The organism is Escherichia sp. MOD1-EC6475 (assembly GCF_003046645.1).
Classification (GTDB): domain Bacteria; phylum Pseudomonadota; class Gammaproteobacteria; order Enterobacterales; family Enterobacteriaceae; genus Escherichia; species Escherichia ruysiae.
Map to the genome: position 1 here is coordinate 21,728 of NZ_PZKQ01000027.1, position 14,558 is coordinate 36,285.

General features: G+C 52.1%; 15 protein-coding genes. 12 read left to right on the forward strand and 3 right to left on the reverse strand.

The window, feature by feature from the left end:
* The first annotated feature begins 48 nt into the window (after positions 1–48).
* The 3 genes from A7589_RS09475 to A7589_RS09485 are packed head-to-tail and all read left to right on the forward strand — an operon-like array spanning position 49 to position 1,242.
* On the forward strand, positions 49–396 hold the full coding sequence (locus A7589_RS09475) for a YidH family protein (protein ID WP_000703956.1): 348 nt from the start codon (positions 49–51) through the stop codon (positions 394–396).
* Positions 386–748 carry a DUF202 domain-containing protein gene (locus A7589_RS09480; RefSeq protein ID WP_001285299.1) on the forward strand — a complete coding sequence of 121 codons (363 nt, stop codon included), beginning with the start codon at positions 386–388 and terminating at the stop codon, positions 746–748. The genes A7589_RS09475 and A7589_RS09480 overlap by 11 nt, the downstream gene beginning before the upstream one ends.
* Positions 745–1,242, forward strand: a complete 498-nt coding sequence (locus A7589_RS09485; protein WP_000148079.1) for a radical SAM protein — start codon at positions 745–747, stop codon at positions 1,240–1,242. Before A7589_RS09480 ends, A7589_RS09485 begins: the two co-directional genes overlap by 4 nt.
* Positions 1,243–1,248: 6 nt before the next feature.
* Here A7589_RS09485 and emrD read toward each other — a convergent pair whose 3' ends face one another.
* Both emrD and tisB read right to left on the reverse strand, forming a co-directional pair.
* Positions 1,249–2,433 carry a multidrug efflux MFS transporter EmrD gene (gene emrD / locus A7589_RS09490; protein ID WP_016159931.1) on the reverse strand — a complete coding sequence of 395 codons (1,185 nt, stop codon included), beginning with the start codon at positions 2,431–2,433 and terminating at the stop codon, positions 1,249–1,251.
* A gap of 282 nt (positions 2,434–2,715) precedes the next feature.
* Complete coding sequence (gene tisB / locus A7589_RS09500; protein WP_000060506.1) at positions 2,716–2,805, reverse strand: type I toxin-antitoxin system toxin TisB; 90 nt, start codon at positions 2,803–2,805, stop codon at positions 2,716–2,718.
* A 563-nt stretch (positions 2,806–3,368) separates the two neighbouring features.
* On the opposite strand from tisB, the gene ivbL reads away from it, so the two are divergent.
* From ivbL to uhpT, 7 genes are all read left to right on the forward strand, one after another.
* Positions 3,369–3,467 carry an ilvB operon leader peptide IvbL gene (gene ivbL / locus A7589_RS09520; RefSeq protein WP_016159932.1) on the forward strand — a complete coding sequence of 33 codons (99 nt, stop codon included), beginning with the start codon at positions 3,369–3,371 and terminating at the stop codon, positions 3,465–3,467.
* A gap of 104 nt (positions 3,468–3,571) precedes the next feature.
* Positions 3,572–5,260: an acetolactate synthase large subunit gene (gene ilvB / locus A7589_RS09525; RefSeq protein WP_000168415.1), complete on the forward strand. Its 1,689-nt coding sequence runs from the start codon at positions 3,572–3,574 to the stop codon at positions 5,258–5,260.
* Positions 5,261–5,263: 3 nt separating this feature from the next.
* Complete coding sequence (ilvN, locus tag A7589_RS09530) at positions 5,264–5,554, forward strand: acetolactate synthase small subunit (RefSeq protein WP_001181709.1); 291 nt, start codon at positions 5,264–5,266, stop codon at positions 5,552–5,554.
* Positions 5,555–5,627: 73 nt separating this feature from the next.
* On the forward strand, positions 5,628–6,218 hold the full coding sequence (gene uhpA, locus A7589_RS09535; protein WP_000633679.1) for a response regulator transcription factor UhpA: 591 nt from the start codon (positions 5,628–5,630) through the stop codon (positions 6,216–6,218).
* Positions 6,218–7,726 (forward strand): signal transduction histidine-protein kinase/phosphatase UhpB, encoded by a 1,509-nt coding sequence (gene uhpB, locus A7589_RS09540; RefSeq protein ID WP_010350494.1) that lies wholly within the window; start codon positions 6,218–6,220, stop codon positions 7,724–7,726. The genes uhpA and uhpB overlap by 1 nt, the downstream gene beginning before the upstream one ends.
* 9 nt (positions 7,727–7,735) lie before the next feature.
* The gene (uhpC, locus tag A7589_RS09545) at positions 7,736–9,055 is read left to right on the forward strand and encodes an MFS transporter family glucose-6-phosphate receptor UhpC (protein ID WP_010354443.1); all 1,320 of its coding nucleotides are present in this window, start codon (positions 7,736–7,738) and stop codon (positions 9,053–9,055) included.
* Between the two features lie 202 nt (positions 9,056–9,257).
* Positions 9,258–10,649, forward strand: coding sequence for a hexose-6-phosphate:phosphate antiporter UhpT (uhpT, locus tag A7589_RS09550; protein WP_000879190.1), 1,392 nt, complete (start codon positions 9,258–9,260; stop codon positions 10,647–10,649).
* Positions 10,650–10,692: 43 nt separating this feature from the next.
* On the opposite strand, the gene adeD is transcribed toward uhpT, so the two are convergent.
* Positions 10,693–12,459: an adenine deaminase gene (adeD, locus tag A7589_RS09555; RefSeq protein WP_021551665.1), complete on the reverse strand. Its 1,767-nt coding sequence runs from the start codon at positions 12,457–12,459 to the stop codon at positions 10,693–10,695.
* A 174-nt stretch (positions 12,460–12,633) separates the two neighbouring features.
* Between adeD and adeQ the strand changes: the two genes are divergently transcribed.
* Together adeQ and A7589_RS09565 are read left to right on the forward strand one after the other, a co-directional pair.
* A complete protein-coding gene (gene adeQ / locus A7589_RS09560) occupies positions 12,634–13,968 on the forward strand; it encodes an adenine permease AdeQ (protein ID WP_016159934.1) in 1,335 nt (444 codons plus the stop codon).
* 52 nt (positions 13,969–14,020) lie between these two features.
* Positions 14,021–14,473, forward strand: a complete 453-nt coding sequence (locus A7589_RS09565; protein WP_010354440.1) for a DUF1198 domain-containing protein — start codon at positions 14,021–14,023, stop codon at positions 14,471–14,473.
* The last annotated feature ends 85 nt before the right edge of the window (positions 14,474–14,558 follow it).

Sequence of the window (14,558 nt, forward strand, 5' to 3'; positions counted from 1 at the left end):
AAATAGACGGATAAAACATCACTATTGTGAAATTGCAAAGGAGCCATAATGAAAATATCCCGCCTCGGTGAAGCACCCGATTACCGCTTCTCGTTGGCTAATGAGCGTACATTTTTGGCGTGGATCCGTACTGCATTAGGGTTTCTGGCAGCAGGTGTGGGGCTGGATCAGCTTGCGCCGGATTTCGCCACGCCAGTCATTCGCGAGCTGCTGGCGTTATTGCTATGCTTATTTTCTGGCGGACTGGCAATGTATGGTTACTTGCGCTGGTTACGCAATGAAAAAGCGATGCGTCTGAAAGAAGATTTACCCTACACCAACAGCTTATTAATCATCAGCTTAATATTGATGATCGTGGCGGTGATCGTTATGGGACTGGTATTGTATGTCGGATAGCCGCAAAGCCAGACGGATTGCCGACCCTGGCCTTCAGCCGGAACGCACATCGCTGGCATGGTTTCGCACCATGCTGGGCTATGGCGCGTTGATGGCGCTGGCCATCAAACACAACTGGCATCAGTCAGGCATATTGTTCTGGATTTCTATTGGCATCCTCGCCTTTGTGGCACTAATCCTCTGGCGCTATACACGAAATCGTAATTTAATGGATGTGGTTAATAGCGATTTTTCCCAAATTTGCGTAATCCGTGACAAATTTATGATCTCCCTCGCGGTGTTATCTCTCGCAATACTGTTTGCTGTTACGCATATACACCAACTTATCGTATTAATTGAGAGAATCACATGACAGGAAGTCAGGTTATAGATGCTAAAGAGGACAGGCATAAACTGGTTGTAGAGTATAAAGATGCATTACAACCAGATGATTTTTATCAGAATTTCAAACAGAGGGGCATCCGCGCCGTGCAACTCATTCCCCATATAGAATTTGATGACCGGGGCGAGCTGACGGCAGCGTCGGTGACAACCGAGTTATGGGGACAATTTTTAATCGCCCTGTTCGAGTGTTGGGTGCGGACAGATATCAGTCGTATATCAATCGAGCTTTTTGATGTCACGCTGCAAAAATGGTGCGGGAACGACAGCCAACAACCACGGCGGGGCTGTCAGGAGTGTGACTGGTATCTCCTGTGCCCTCATGCCAGGGATGGTCAGTCGGGCAAGGTACTTTGTGCTGGCTATCAGGCTTTTTATTCCCACTCCGCGCCGCACATGCGGGTAATGCGCGACTTGATAAAGCAGCATCGTTCTCCAGTGGAGTTGATGACGATGCTGTGGTGAGGTGAGTTAAACGGGCTGTCCCTGCTGCGACATCCGCGTCGCCAGCGGCAGCCAACACAGCACGATCAACAATCCCATTAAGGTCATCAATAACCCCAGGCTGCCCTGACCGGTTTGCGGCAACATCGCGGAGAGCGACGCCAGCACGCCGGAACCAATGTTTTGCAGACCACCGACCAGTGCGCCAGCCGTGCCCGCCAGGAAGGGGAAAGGCTCCATCGCGCCGCTGGTTGCCAGCGGAAATAGCATCCCGGCACCGAAAAAGAACAGTGCTGCGGGAACGAGCAGCGTCCAGACATTCATCACGCCAAACCAACTGGGGAGCCACATCATCAGTCCTGCCAGCAGGCAACAGATAACGGACTGCCACATCAACGAAGCGAACCGTTTATTCGGGCGTCCGGCAAACCATGCACCGAAAAATGCCGCCGGAATTGGCAGAATAAACAAAATACTGACCGTCATACTGCTCAGTCCTAATACTGCGCCCATCAGCACACCAGAACAGGCTTCGAAGGCGGCGATCCCTGCCAGACCGCCAATCAGCATCAGTAAATAGCAGTTAAAACCGCCATTTCCAAAGAGCGTTTTGTAGCTGGTGAGCAGACGCGTACGCGGCGCATCGACAGGGCGCGTTTCTGGCATCCAGCGCGCCATACTGAAGGTCACGCCAGCACAAAGCACCAGTAAAAACAGGTAGCAGGCCCGCCAGTTCCACATGGTATCCAGTAGGCCGCCAATTAATGGTGCGAGCAAAGGGCTGACCAGAATACCCATATTTAACATGCTATTAGCGTGGCGTAGCTGTGTCCGTTCATACAAATCACGCGGCAATGTACGTGCCATTACACCACCGACACCGGTTCCCATCCCCTGCATTGCGCTGGCAGTAATCAATACCGTCAGGCTGGAGGTGGTGACCGCAACCAGCGTCGCTAACATAAAAATGGACATTCCGACGAGGATCACCGGCCGACGACCAACCCTGTCGGAAATTGGGCCATAAAATAGTTGTGAGACACCGTAGGTCAGCAGATAAGCGCCCATTACGCTCTGCACCGCCCCTTCACGGACGTTGAGATCGCGCGCCATATCGGCAATAGCAGGAATATAAATAGTTTGCGCCATCTGACCGACGGCCACGAGTAATACCAACATCAATAATAAATTGACGTTTCTATGCCTTTTCATTATCACAGACGCTTATAAAAATATATTTAGAATAAGTTACTACGCATTCGAATAAATGCGGGAGAGAAATCTATCACATTGATAAATGTTAGCCAGATATATATGAGGAATAGTAATAAGAAAAACGGCAGAATATATAAACAAAAGCGGCAATAAATGTTGCCGGAATAGGGATAAAACCTTAACGCCACATCCGCCAGCATCGCATCCGCCACTCATTTGCAAGCAGAATATGAAAGGGGAGCGGTTTCCCGCTCCCCTTTAGTGCGGCTTGAATCTGAATTACTTAAGATATTTCAGAACAGCATCAAGCAGTTGCAGTGCTGCAACAATGAGTTTGAGGATAAGAATGGCGATATCCACCAGGCTCATACGCGTCTCCTGTGGTTCAGGAGCACTACCAGCCGACGTACCTTTCCGCTGCCTGTGGTCGGCTGTTGTGCACGCGGTATCTCAAGGAGAAACGTTGTGCTGTTGACATAACACAGTGTGCTCACGCGGGGTTAAGGCGCTGACGGCACCACCCGTTTCAGCCAGGACTTAGTGCGCCGGGTAACGATGCGGCCCCGCATAACACATTGCGTACAGTGATATTATAGAATTGCACTGTATAAATAAACAGTAATTTTTAGACAAAACGCAAACTGTGATCGATACTCAACTATGCGCTAAATAAGTCAAAATTCGTGCCGAAATTGCGTGTTCTACGTGGAACACGTATACTTTCAGTGTTGACATAATACAGTGTGCTTTGCGGTTACCAGCCGCGAGCGGCTGACGAAACCTCGCTCCGGCGGGGTTTTTTGTTACCCGCGATTTCAGTACAAAACGTGATCAATCCCTCAATTTTCCCTTGATGAAAAATTTTCCATTGTCTCCCCTGTAAACCTGTGCTTGTATAAATATTGTTAAACACAAAACCAACAAGGTCCCCAATGACTATTTCCATGCTCAACGCAAAACTACTACCAACTGCGCCATCCGCCGCAGTGGTCGTCGTGCGTGTGGTGGTGGTCGTCGGCAATGCGCCGTAGGGACTGGAACAACACACGATTCCAAAACCCCGCCGGCGCAAACCGGGCGGGGTTTTTCGTTTAAGCACCCCCGGAAAGTCGGCTCAAAAGAAAAGGACTGGAGCATGGCAAGTTCGGGCATAACATCGACACGCAAGCGTTTTACCGGCGCAGAATTTATCGTTCATTTTCTGGAACAGCAGGGCATTAAGATTGTGACGGGGATACCGGGCGGCTCGATTCTCCCTGTCTATGACGCCTTAAGCCAAAGCACGCAAATCCGCCATATTCTGGCTCGTCACGAACAGGGCGCGGGATTTATCGCCCAGGGGATGGCGCGTACCGACGGCAAACCAGCGGTTTGCATGGCCTGTAGTGGGCCGGGGGCGACTAACCTGGTGACCGCCATTGCCGATGCGCGGCTGGACTCCATCCCGCTGATTTGCATCACCGGTCAGGTTCCGGCCTCGATGATTGGCACCGACGCCTTTCAGGAAGTCGATACCTACGGCATCTCTATCCCCATCACCAAACATAACTATCTGGTCAGGCATATCGAAGAACTCCCGCAGGTCATGAGCGATGCCTTCCGCATTGCGCAATCAGGCCGTCCTGGCCCGGTGTGGATAGACATTCCTAAGGATGTGCAAACAGCGGTTTTTGAGATTGAAGAACAGCCGGCTATGGCAGAAAAAGCCGCCGCACCCGCCTTTAGCGAAGAGAGTATTTGTGATGCGGCAGCGATGATTAACGCTGCCAAACGTCCGATACTTTATCTGGGCGGCGGTGTGATCAACGCACCTGAGCGGGTGCGTGAACTGGCAGAGAAAGCGCAATTGCCCACCACTATGACCTTAATGGCGCTGGGCATGTTGCCAAAAGCGCATCCACTGTCGCTGGGTATGCTGGGGATGCACGGCGTGCGCAGCACCAACTATATCTTGCAGGAGGCGGATCTGCTGATTGTTCTCGGAGCACGTTTTGATGACCGGGCGATTGGCAAAACCGAGGAGTTCTGTCCGAACGCCAAAATCATCCATGTGGATATCGACCGCGCAGAGCTGGGTAAAGTGAAGCAACCGCATGTAGCGATTCAGGCGGATGTCGATGACGTGCTGGCGCAACTGATCCCGCAGGTGGAAGCCCAGCCGCGAGAAGAGTGGCATCAACTGGTGGCTGATTTACAGCGCGAATACCCGTGTCCAATTCCAAAAGCGTGCGATCCCTTAACACATTACGGCCTGATTAATGCCGTTGCCGCCTGCGTGGATGACAACGCGATTATTACCACCGATGTTGGTCAACATCAGATGTGGACGGCGCAGGCTTATCCGCTCAATCGTCCACGTCAGTGGCTGACCTCTGGCGGGCTGGGAACGATGGGCTTTGGTCTGCCTGCGGCGATTGGCGCGGCGCTGGCGAACCCTGATCGCAAAGTGTTGTGTTTTTCCGGTGACGGCAGTCTGATGATGAATATTCAGGAGATGGCCACCGCCAGCGAAAACCAGCTTGATGTCAAAATCATTCTGATGAACAACGAAGCTCTGGGGCTGGTGCATCAGCAACAAAGTCTGTTCTACAAGCAGGGTGTTTTTGCCGCTACCTATCCGGGCAAAATCAATTTTATGCAGATTGCCGCCGGATTCGGCCTCGAAACGTGTGATTTGAATAATGAAGCCGATCCGCAGGCCGCGTTGCAAGAAATTATTAATCGTCCTGGTCCGGCACTGATTCATGTACGGATTGATGCGGAAGAAAAAGTTTACCCGATGGTGCCGCCAGGTGCGGCGAATACTGAAATGGTGGGGGAATGAACCATGCAAAATACAACTCATGACAACGTGATTCTGGAACTCACCGTTCGCAACCATCCTGGTGTAATGACGCATGTTTGTGGGCTTTTTGCCCGCCGCGCCTTTAACGTTGAAGGCATTCTCTGTCTGCCTGTTCAGGACAGCGACAAAAGCCATATCTGGCTACTGGTGAATGATGATCAGCGGCTGGAGCAGATGATAAGCCAGATCGACAAACTGGAAGATGTGGTAAAAGTGCAGCGTAATCAGTCCGACCCGACCATGTTTAACAAGATTGCTGTGTTCTTTCAGTAACCGCTCAAGGCTTGAACAGCGGCGCGCTTATCGTTAAGGTAAGCGCGTTTTTTTTACCCGCCAGGACAAGACCATGATAACCGTTGCCCTTATAGACGATCACCTTATCGTCCGCTCCGGCTTTGCGCAGTTGCTGGGGCTGGAACCTGATTTGCAGGTAGTTGCCGAGTTTGGTTCGGGGCGCGAGGCGCTGACCGGGTTGCCAGGGCGCGGTGTGCAGGTGTGTATTTGCGACATTTCCATGCCGGATATTTCCGGACTGGAGTTATTAAGCCAGCTTCCAAAAGGTATGGCGACGATTATGCTCTCCGTTCATGACAGTCCGGCGCTGGTTGAACAGGCGCTCAATGCGGGCGCACGCGGCTTTCTCTCCAAACGCTGTAGCCCGGACGAACTGATCGCTGCGGTGCATACCGTTGCCACGGGCGGCTGTTATCTGACGCCAGATATCGCCATTAAACTGGCATCCGGTCGCCAGGATCCGCTGACCAAACGCGAACGTCAGGTGGCGGAAAAGCTGGCGCAAGGGATGGCGGTGAAAGAGATTGCCGCTGAACTGGGCTTGTCGCCGAAAACTGTGCACGTACATCGCGCTAATCTGATGGACAAACTGGGCGTCAGTAACGATGTTGAACTGGCTCGCCGCATGTTTGATGGCTGGTGATGAAGACATTTTTCTCCCGCTTAAATACTGTAATTTCCTGCTTTTTTATCTTCTCTGCTGCATGGTTTTGCCTGTGGAGTATTAGCCTGCATCTGGTTGAACGACCGGATCTGGCGGTATTGCTGTTTCCGTTTGGTCTGCGACTGGGGCTGATGTTGCAATGCCCGCGCGGATACTGGCCCGTGTTGCTGGGCGCGGAATGGCTGCTGATTTACTGGCTGACGCAGGCTGTCGGGTTAACGCATTTTCCGTTATTGATGATCGGTAGTTTATTGACGTTACTGCCCGTGGCGTTGATTTCCCGCTTTCGCCATCAGCGCGACTGGCGCACATTGTTGTTACAGGGGGCTGCGTTGACGGCGGCAGCGTTGTTACAGTCGCTGCCCTGGCTTTGGCACGGGTATGGTAACGAATCGTGGAACGCGCTGTTATTAACCTTAACTGGTGGTCTGACGCTGGCTCCTGTTTGCCTTGTGTTCTGGCACTACCTGGCGAATAACACCTGGCTGCCGCTGGGGCCGTCGCTGGTTTCTCAGCCGATAAACTGGCGCGGGCGGCATCTGATTTGGTACTTGCTGCTGTTTGTTATCAGCCTCTGGCTGCAACTGGGGTTGCCGAACGAACTGTCGCGTTTTACGCCATTCTGCCTGGCGCTGCCGATTATCGCTCTGGCCTGGCACTATGGTTGGCAAGGGGCGCTGATTGCGACGTTGATGAATGCCATTGCGCTGATTGCCAGCCAGACATGGCGCGATCATCCGGTAGATTTATTGCTCTCGCTTCTGGTGCAAAGTTTGACGGGGCTGTTACTTGGCGCAGGTATTCAGCGACTGCGTGAGCTTAACCAGTCGCTACAAAAGGAGCTGGCACGCAATCAGCATCTTGCCGAACGTTTGCTGGAAACCGAAGAGAGCGTGCGCCGCGATGTGGCGCGTGAACTGCACGACGATATCGGTCAGACCATCACTGCCATTCGTACTCAGGCGGGCATTGTTCAGCGGCTGGCGGCAGATAACGCCAGCGTGAAGCAGAGCGGGCAGTTAATCGAACAACTGTCGCTGGGAGTTTACGACGCGGTGCGCCGCTTGTTAGGGCGGTTACGTCCGCGCCAGTTGGATGATCTCACCCTGGAGCAGGCTATCCGTTCACTGATGCGAGAAATGGAGCTGGAAGGTCGCGGCATTGTCAGTCATCTCGAATGGCGGATAGATGAATCAGCATTAAGTGAAAACCAGCGTGTGACGCTGTTTCGAGTCTGCCAGGAAGGGCTGAACAACATTGTGAAACATGCCGATGCCAGTGCGGTCACGCTGCAAGGCTGGCAGCAGGATGAGCGATTGATGCTGGTGATTGACGACGATGGTAGCGGTTTGCCGCCAGATTCAGGTCAACACGGTTTTGGTCTCACCGGAATGCGCGAGCGCGTAACGGCGTTGGGCGGCACCTTGACCATATCCTGTCTGCACGGCACGCGCGTCAGTGTCTCTCTACCCCAACGTTATGTGTAAGGCTTGATGATGTTGCAGTTCCTGAAAGCGCCTGCCGACGCGCCGCTGATAAGCGATAAACGTGAAATTGATGCCCGCTATCGCTACTGGCGTCGGCATATTTTGCTGACAATCTGGTTGGGCTATGCGCTGTTTTATTTCACGCGTAAGAGTTTTAACGCCGCGATGCCGGAAATCCTCGCCACCGGCGTGCTAAGTCGTAGCGATATCGGCCTGTTAGCAACCCTGTTTTACATCACCTACGGTTTGTCGAAGTTTGTTTCCGGCATTGTCAGCGACCGCTCAAATGCGCGTTATTTTATGGGGATGGGGCTTATTGCGACTGGCATCATCAACATTCTGTTTGGATTTTCCACTTCGCTATGGGCGTTTGCCGTGCTCTGGGTGTTGAACGCTTTTTTCCAGGGCTGGGGTTCGCCGGTTTGTGCGCGGCTGTTAACCGCCTGGTATTCACGTACCGAGCGCGGCGGTTGGTGGGCGTTATGGAACACGGCGCATAACGTTGGCGGCGCGTTGATCCCCATTGTGATGGCAGCAGTCGCGCTGCATTATAGCTGGCGTATCGGGATGATGGTTGCCGGCTGTATGGCGATAGTTGTGGGGATTTTTCTCTGCTGGCGACTGCGCGATCGCCCGCAGGCATTAGGTTTACCGGCGGTCGGCGAATGGCGGCACGACGCGCTGGAGGTTGCCCAGCAGCAGGAAGGAGCAGGGCTGACGCGTAAAGAGATCCTCACCAAATATGTGTTGCTGAATCCGTATATCTGGTTGCTTTCGTTCTGCTACGTGCTGGTCTACGTGGTTCGCGCAGCGATCAACGACTGGGGCAACTTGTACATGTCCGAGACGCTTGGCGTCGATCTGGTCACGGCGAATACAGCAGTGACGATGTTTGAACTGGGCGGATTTATCGGTGCGCTGGTTGCCGGTTGGGGTTCGGACAAACTATTTAATGGTAATCGTGGGCCGATGAATTTGATTTTCGCCGCCGGGATTTTGCTTTCAGTCGGCTCGCTGTGGCTGATGCCTTTTGCCAGCTACGTGATGCAGGCGACTTGCTTCTTCATCATTGGTTTTTTTGTTTTTGGCCCACAGATGTTAATCGGTATGGCGGCGGCAGAGTGTTCCCACAAAGAAGCGGCAGGGGCGGCGACGGGGTTTGTCGGCTTGTTTGCTTACCTGGGAGCGTCGCTTGCTGGTTGGCCACTGGCGAAAGTGCTCGATACCTGGCACTGGAGCGGTTTTTTTGTGGTTATCTCTATTGCCGCCGGGATTTCGGCCTTGTTATTACTGCCCTTTTTGAATGCTCAGGCACCGCGCGAAGCGTGATACATCTCACCTTTTTACCTCATATCCGGCAAAACTAAGAAATTTTCCAGGTTTTGCCTGGACACTATCTCAGGCCTGATTGGCCGCTGATTTTTACAATGCCATCATTCATTAATTCTTTCCCCAATTAATTCAAGTCGCAGGAATACATGCAGCTAAAGCACCTGCGGCTTGAAGAATGATGGGAAATCAGGAGTAACCCATGCTGGCTTTCCTCAACCAGGTTCGCAAGCCGACTCTGGATCTTCCGCTCGAAGTGCGGCGCAAAATGTGGTTCAAACCGTTCATGCAATCCTACCTGGTGGTCTTTATTGGCTACCTGACGATGTATCTGATTCGCAAGAACTTTAACATTGCGCAGAACGACATGATCTCCACTTACGGGTTGAGCATGACGCAGCTGGGGATGATTGGCCTGGGCTTCTCCATCACTTACGGCGTGGGTAAAACGCTGGTTTCCTACTATGCCGACGGCAAAAACACTAAACAGTTCCTGCCGTTCATGCTGATTCTCTCCGCCATTTGTATGCTGGGCTTCAGCGCCAGCATGGGCAGCGGCTCGGTTAGCCTGTTCCTGATGATTGCCTTCTACGCCTTAAGCGGCTTTTTCCAGAGTACCGGCGGCTCATGCAGTTACTCCACCATCACCAAATGGACGCCACGTCGTAAGCGCGGGACGTTCCTCGGTTTCTGGAACATTTCCCACAACCTCGGTGGCGCGGGCGCGGCGGGTGTGGCGCTGTTCGGTGCAAATTACCTGTTCGACGGTCATGTGATCGGCATGTTTATCTTCCCGTCGATTATCGCGCTGATTGTCGGTTTTATCGGCCTGCGTTACGGCAGTGACTCCCCTGAAGCTTATGGCCTCGGTAAAGCCGAAGAACTGTTTGGTGAAGAGATCAGCGAAGAGGACAAAGAGACTGAGTCCACGGATATGACCAAGTGGCAGATCTTTGTTGAGTATGTGCTGAAAAACAAAGTGATCTGGCTGCTGTGCTTCGCCAACATCTTCCTGTACGTGGTACGTATTGGTATCGACCAGTGGTCAACCGTGTACGCGTTCCAGGAACTGAAACTCTCTAAAGCGGTGGCGATTCAGGGCTTTACGCTGTTTGAAGCAGGCGCACTGGTCGGTACGCTGCTGTGGGGCTGGCTCTCTGACCTGGCGAACGGCCGCCGTGGCCTGGTCGCCTGCATCGCGCTGGCGCTGATTATCGCGACACTCGGTGTGTATCAGCACGCCAGCAATCAATATATCTACCTGGCTTCTCTCTTTGCATTAGGTTTCCTGGTATTTGGTCCGCAACTGTTGATTGGCGTGGCGGCTGTTGGCTTTGTACCGAAAAAAGCGATCGGCGCAGCCGACGGGATTAAAGGCACCTTCGCCTACCTGATTGGTGACAGCTTTGCCAAGCTAGGTCTGGGGATGATTGCCGATGGTACTCCGGTATTCGGCCTCACCGGCTGGGCTGGAACCTTCGCCGCGCTGGATATCGCCGCAATTGGCTGTATCTGCCTGATGGCGATAGTCGCGGTAATGGAAGAACGCAAAATCCGCCGCGAGAAAAAAATTCAGCAGTTGACAGTGGCATAAACGTAACTGGTGACTTTTGCCCGGCATGACGCCGGGCATTTTTTTATTCTGCAATTTCCAGCGTAGTGAAGGCAAACTTCTCGCCATCAAACAACCCCTGGCTGGTCAGTTTCAACGCGGGGATCACTGGCAGGGAAAGAAACGCCATCTGAATAAACGGTTCATCCGGTAACGGACCACATTCGCGGGCGGCGACTTTCAGGGCGTCAATTTGTTCCGCCAGCGACTGCGCCGTGTCGGTGCTCATCAGCCCGGCAATGGGCAACGGTAGATGGCTCTGCACCTGACCGTCACGTACAACACACAGCCCGCCGCCATCCTGAATCACCTGATTTACCGCCAGCGCCATCTCTTCCGCACTGCGACCGATCACCACAATGTTATGGCTGTCATGGCTAACCGTCGCAGCCAGTGCACCTTCATTCAGGCCAAAGCCGCCAAGCAAACCACAAGCCGGAGCCAGTCGTTGCCCGTAACGCTCAAGCACGGCAATAAAGCACACATCATTGCGATCAAAACCATTTTCGCTGTAGACGCTGGAGCGGGAGTGCGTAATCAGCTCATTATGGATAACGTCAATGACCCGATAGCGTTTTCCGGGCGTAAATTGCAGGGCAAAGTCGCTGGCGGAAACCGGCTGGCGAGCAATAGTATTGCCATACGGTGGGGCGGATTGCGCCAGTCTCGCCGACTCTTGTGCTTGCAAGGTTTGCGCGTCAATCGGTTCGCCTTTCACCAGTACCTGCTGCACCGTGACCTTCCGCGCATCACTTAACAGGACGATATCGGCCTGCTTGCCGGGCGCCAGTAAACCGAGATGATTAAGACCAAAATGGCGTGCTGTTGACCAACTGGCTACGCGATATGCCACATGCAGCGGCACATTGTGCTGTTCGATCAGGCGGCGAATTAAGGCATCGATATGCCCTTCATGGGCGATTTCCCACGGGTTACGGTCATCGGTACAGAGCATACATTGCGGGCTGTTAAATTCGTTGATTAACGGTGCCAGCGCGTTAAGGTTACGGGCAGCGGACCCTTCGCGGATCATCAACGACATGCCGAGTTGTAATTTCCGACGGCCTTCTTCCAGCAAATAGCTCTCATGGCAGTTTTCAATACCGGCGGCAATATAGGCGTTAAGTTCTTTACCGCCTAAACCGGGGCAGTGACCGTCCAGCGTCAGATGACGAAACGCGTCCAGTTTATCGAGCAGCGCATCCTGCCCGCTAATTACGCCAGGGTAGTCCATCATCTCCGCGAGGCCAGTAACCTGCGGGTGATCTCGCCAGGCGAGCATCTGTTCGAGAGTAAAACTGGCGCCGTTTACATCGCAGCCTTCCAGTGCGGGTACGCAAGAGCTGACTTGCAAATACTGATTCTGCTTTGCCTGTTCGGCGCAGCGGGCAAACCAGGCGAATCCGGCTTCGCCCATGACATTGACGATTTCATGGGGATCGCAAATAACAGTTGTCAGGCCGCGTGGCAGGGTGGCTGTTTCAAAGGTGACCGGCGTCATCATGCTGGATTCAATATGCAGGTGAGCATCAATAAATCCTGGTACTGCCGTTGCGCCGTTAGCATCAATTCGGTGTAAAGCCGGAGCGTTGACGTATTCTGCGCCAACACCAGCAATGTAACGTCCTTTAATCACAATCGGGCCGGAAATTTCTCCGCCATTGATCAGATCCAGAATAGAGACATTATCAATAATATAATCGGCAACGGCTTCGCCACGGGAAACGGCTAACAATTCCTGGTATTCGCTCCGACTAATGTAATGAAATTTATGGCTAATAGAATTATTCATGTTTTTCTCATTTTGATTTTATCAAATTGATTATTATTTATCATAAAGAAACGTCGCGAGATTATTAAAGAATATCCATTAATGTGCAATTGAAATGTGATAATTATCACTGAACCAGTGTTGTCATTTGTTTTACAAAAGCAAGGATTTAAAATTCCTTCAATGGACAAAAAAATGAATAATGACAATACCGATTACGTGAGTAATGAATCAGGGACGCTTTCGCGATTATTTAAACTTCCTCAACATGGAACCACCGTCCGCACAGAATTGATTGCGGGGATGACCACTTTTTTAACCATGGTGTACATCGTTTTTGTTAACCCGCAAATCCTTGGTGCGGCACAAATGGATCCGAAAGTGGTATTTGTCACCACTTGTTTAATTGCCGGTATTGGCAGCATTGCGATGGGGATATTTGCTAACTTGCCCGTGGCGCTGGCACCGGCGATGGGGCTGAACGCCTTCTTCGCGTTCGTGGTCGTGGGGGCGATGGGGATCTCCTGGCAGACCGGGATGGGAGCCATATTTTGGGGCGCAATCGGACTGTTTTTGCTCACGCTTTTTCGTATCCGTTACTGGATGATTTCCAACATTCCGTTAAGTTTACGTATTGGTATCACCAGTGGTATCGGGTTATTTATTGCCTTGATGGGATTAAAAAATACCGGTGTTATTGTCGCCAATAAAGATACGCTGGTTATGATTGGCGATTTAAGTTCTCACGGCGTGTTGTTAGGTATTTTAGGTTTTTTTATTATAACTGTGTTGTCATCACGTAATTTTCATGCGGCGGTGTTGGTTTCTATTGTTGTTACTTCCTGCTGTGGATTATTTTTCGGTGATGTTCATTTTAGCGGCATCTATTCCATTCCACCCGATATTAGCGGTGTCATTGGTGAAGTCGATTTGAGCGGTGCGTTGTCGCTTGAACTTGCCGGTATCATTTTCTCCTTTATGCTGATCAACCTATTTGATTCATCAGGAACATTAATTGGTGTAACTGATAAAGCTGGCTTAATAGATAGTAACGGTAAATTCCCCAATATGAATAAGGCGCTGTATGTCGATAGCGTCAGTTCGGTGGCGGGTGCGTTTATCGGCACCTCGTCTGTTACCGCCTATATTGAAAGTACTTCAGGTGTGGCGGTCGGTGGCCGCACGGGGCTGACTGCGGTTGTGGTCGGCGTTATGTTCCTGTTGGTTATGTTCTTCTCACCGCTGGTGGCAATGGTTCCCCCCTATGCGACTGCCGGGGCGCTCATCTTCGTGGGCGTGTTAATGACCTCAAGTCTGGCGCGCGTTAACTGGGATGATTTTACCGAATCGGTGCCCGCATTTATTACTACGGTGATGATGCCCTTTACTTTCTCGATCACCGAAGGTATCGCGCTGGGCTTTATGTCGTACTGCATTATGAAAGTCTGTACCGGGCGCTGGCGTGATCTGAACCTGTGTGTGGTGGTTGTAGCGGCGCTGTTTGCGCTGAAAATCATCCTGGTGGATTAGTATCTGATAAGTGTTTCCAGATATCATGAGTGTCAGTTACGCAGGAGAACTCATGATCTGGATAATGCTCGCTACGCTGGCGGTGGTGTTTGTGGTTGGTTTTCGGGTGCTGACATCCGGAGCCAGAAAGGCGATTCGCCGCCTGAGCGATCGGCTGAATATTGATGTCGTACCCATCGAATCGATGGTCGATCAGATGGGAAAGTCAGCGGGTGACGAATTTTTACGTTATCTGCATCGCCCGGATGAGTCGCACCTGCAAAATGCTGCGCAGGTGTTGCTCATCTGGCAAATTGTCATTGTCGATGGCAGCGAACAGAATCTGTTGCAATGGCATCGGATTTTACAAAAAGCCCGCCTCGCAGCTCCCATTACCGACGCTCAGGTCAGGCTGGCGCTGGGTTTTCTGCGCGAAACAGAACCTGAAATGCAGGAGATTAACGCTTTCCAGATGCGCTATAACGCGTTCTTTCAGCCTGCCGAGGGCGTTCATTGGCTGCATTAAAACCGCTTCGTCTTATCAGCCTACAGACCGCGCCTGACCTGTAGGGGGGATAAGGCGTTCATGCTGCATTCGGTAATCTTTGCCC

Bases quoted from the DNA above. Each gene is read 5' to 3' on its own strand.
- A7589_RS09475 (WP_000703956.1), top strand. From the start codon at position 49: ATGAAAATATCCCGCCTCGGTGAAGCACCCGATTACCGCTTCTCGTTG.
- A7589_RS09480 (WP_001285299.1), top strand. From the start codon at position 386: ATGTCGGATAGCCGCAAAGCCAGACGGATTGCCGACCCTGGCCTTCAG.
- A7589_RS09485 (WP_000148079.1), top strand. From the start codon at position 745: ATGACAGGAAGTCAGGTTATAGATGCTAAAGAGGACAGGCATAAACTG.
- emrD (WP_016159931.1), bottom strand. From the start codon at position 2,433: ATGAAAAGGCATAGAAACGTCAATTTATTATTGATGTTGGTATTACTC.
- tisB (WP_000060506.1), bottom strand. From the start codon at position 2,805: ATGAGCCTGGTGGATATCGCCATTCTTATCCTCAAACTCATTGTTGCA.
- ivbL (WP_016159932.1), top strand. From the start codon at position 3,369: ATGACTATTTCCATGCTCAACGCAAAACTACTACCAACTGCGCCATCC.
- ilvB (WP_000168415.1), top strand. From the start codon at position 3,572: ATGGCAAGTTCGGGCATAACATCGACACGCAAGCGTTTTACCGGCGCA.
- ilvN (WP_001181709.1), top strand. From the start codon at position 5,264: ATGCAAAATACAACTCATGACAACGTGATTCTGGAACTCACCGTTCGC.
- uhpA (WP_000633679.1), top strand. From the start codon at position 5,628: ATGATAACCGTTGCCCTTATAGACGATCACCTTATCGTCCGCTCCGGC.
- uhpB (WP_010350494.1), top strand. From the start codon at position 6,218: ATGAAGACATTTTTCTCCCGCTTAAATACTGTAATTTCCTGCTTTTTT.
- uhpC (WP_010354443.1), top strand. From the start codon at position 7,736: ATGTTGCAGTTCCTGAAAGCGCCTGCCGACGCGCCGCTGATAAGCGAT.
- uhpT (WP_000879190.1), top strand. From the start codon at position 9,258: ATGCTGGCTTTCCTCAACCAGGTTCGCAAGCCGACTCTGGATCTTCCG.
- adeD (WP_021551665.1), bottom strand. From the start codon at position 12,459: ATGAATAATTCTATTAGCCATAAATTTCATTACATTAGTCGGAGCGAA.
- adeQ (WP_016159934.1), top strand. From the start codon at position 12,634: ATGAATAATGACAATACCGATTACGTGAGTAATGAATCAGGGACGCTT.
- A7589_RS09565 (WP_010354440.1), top strand. From the start codon at position 14,021: ATGATCTGGATAATGCTCGCTACGCTGGCGGTGGTGTTTGTGGTTGGT.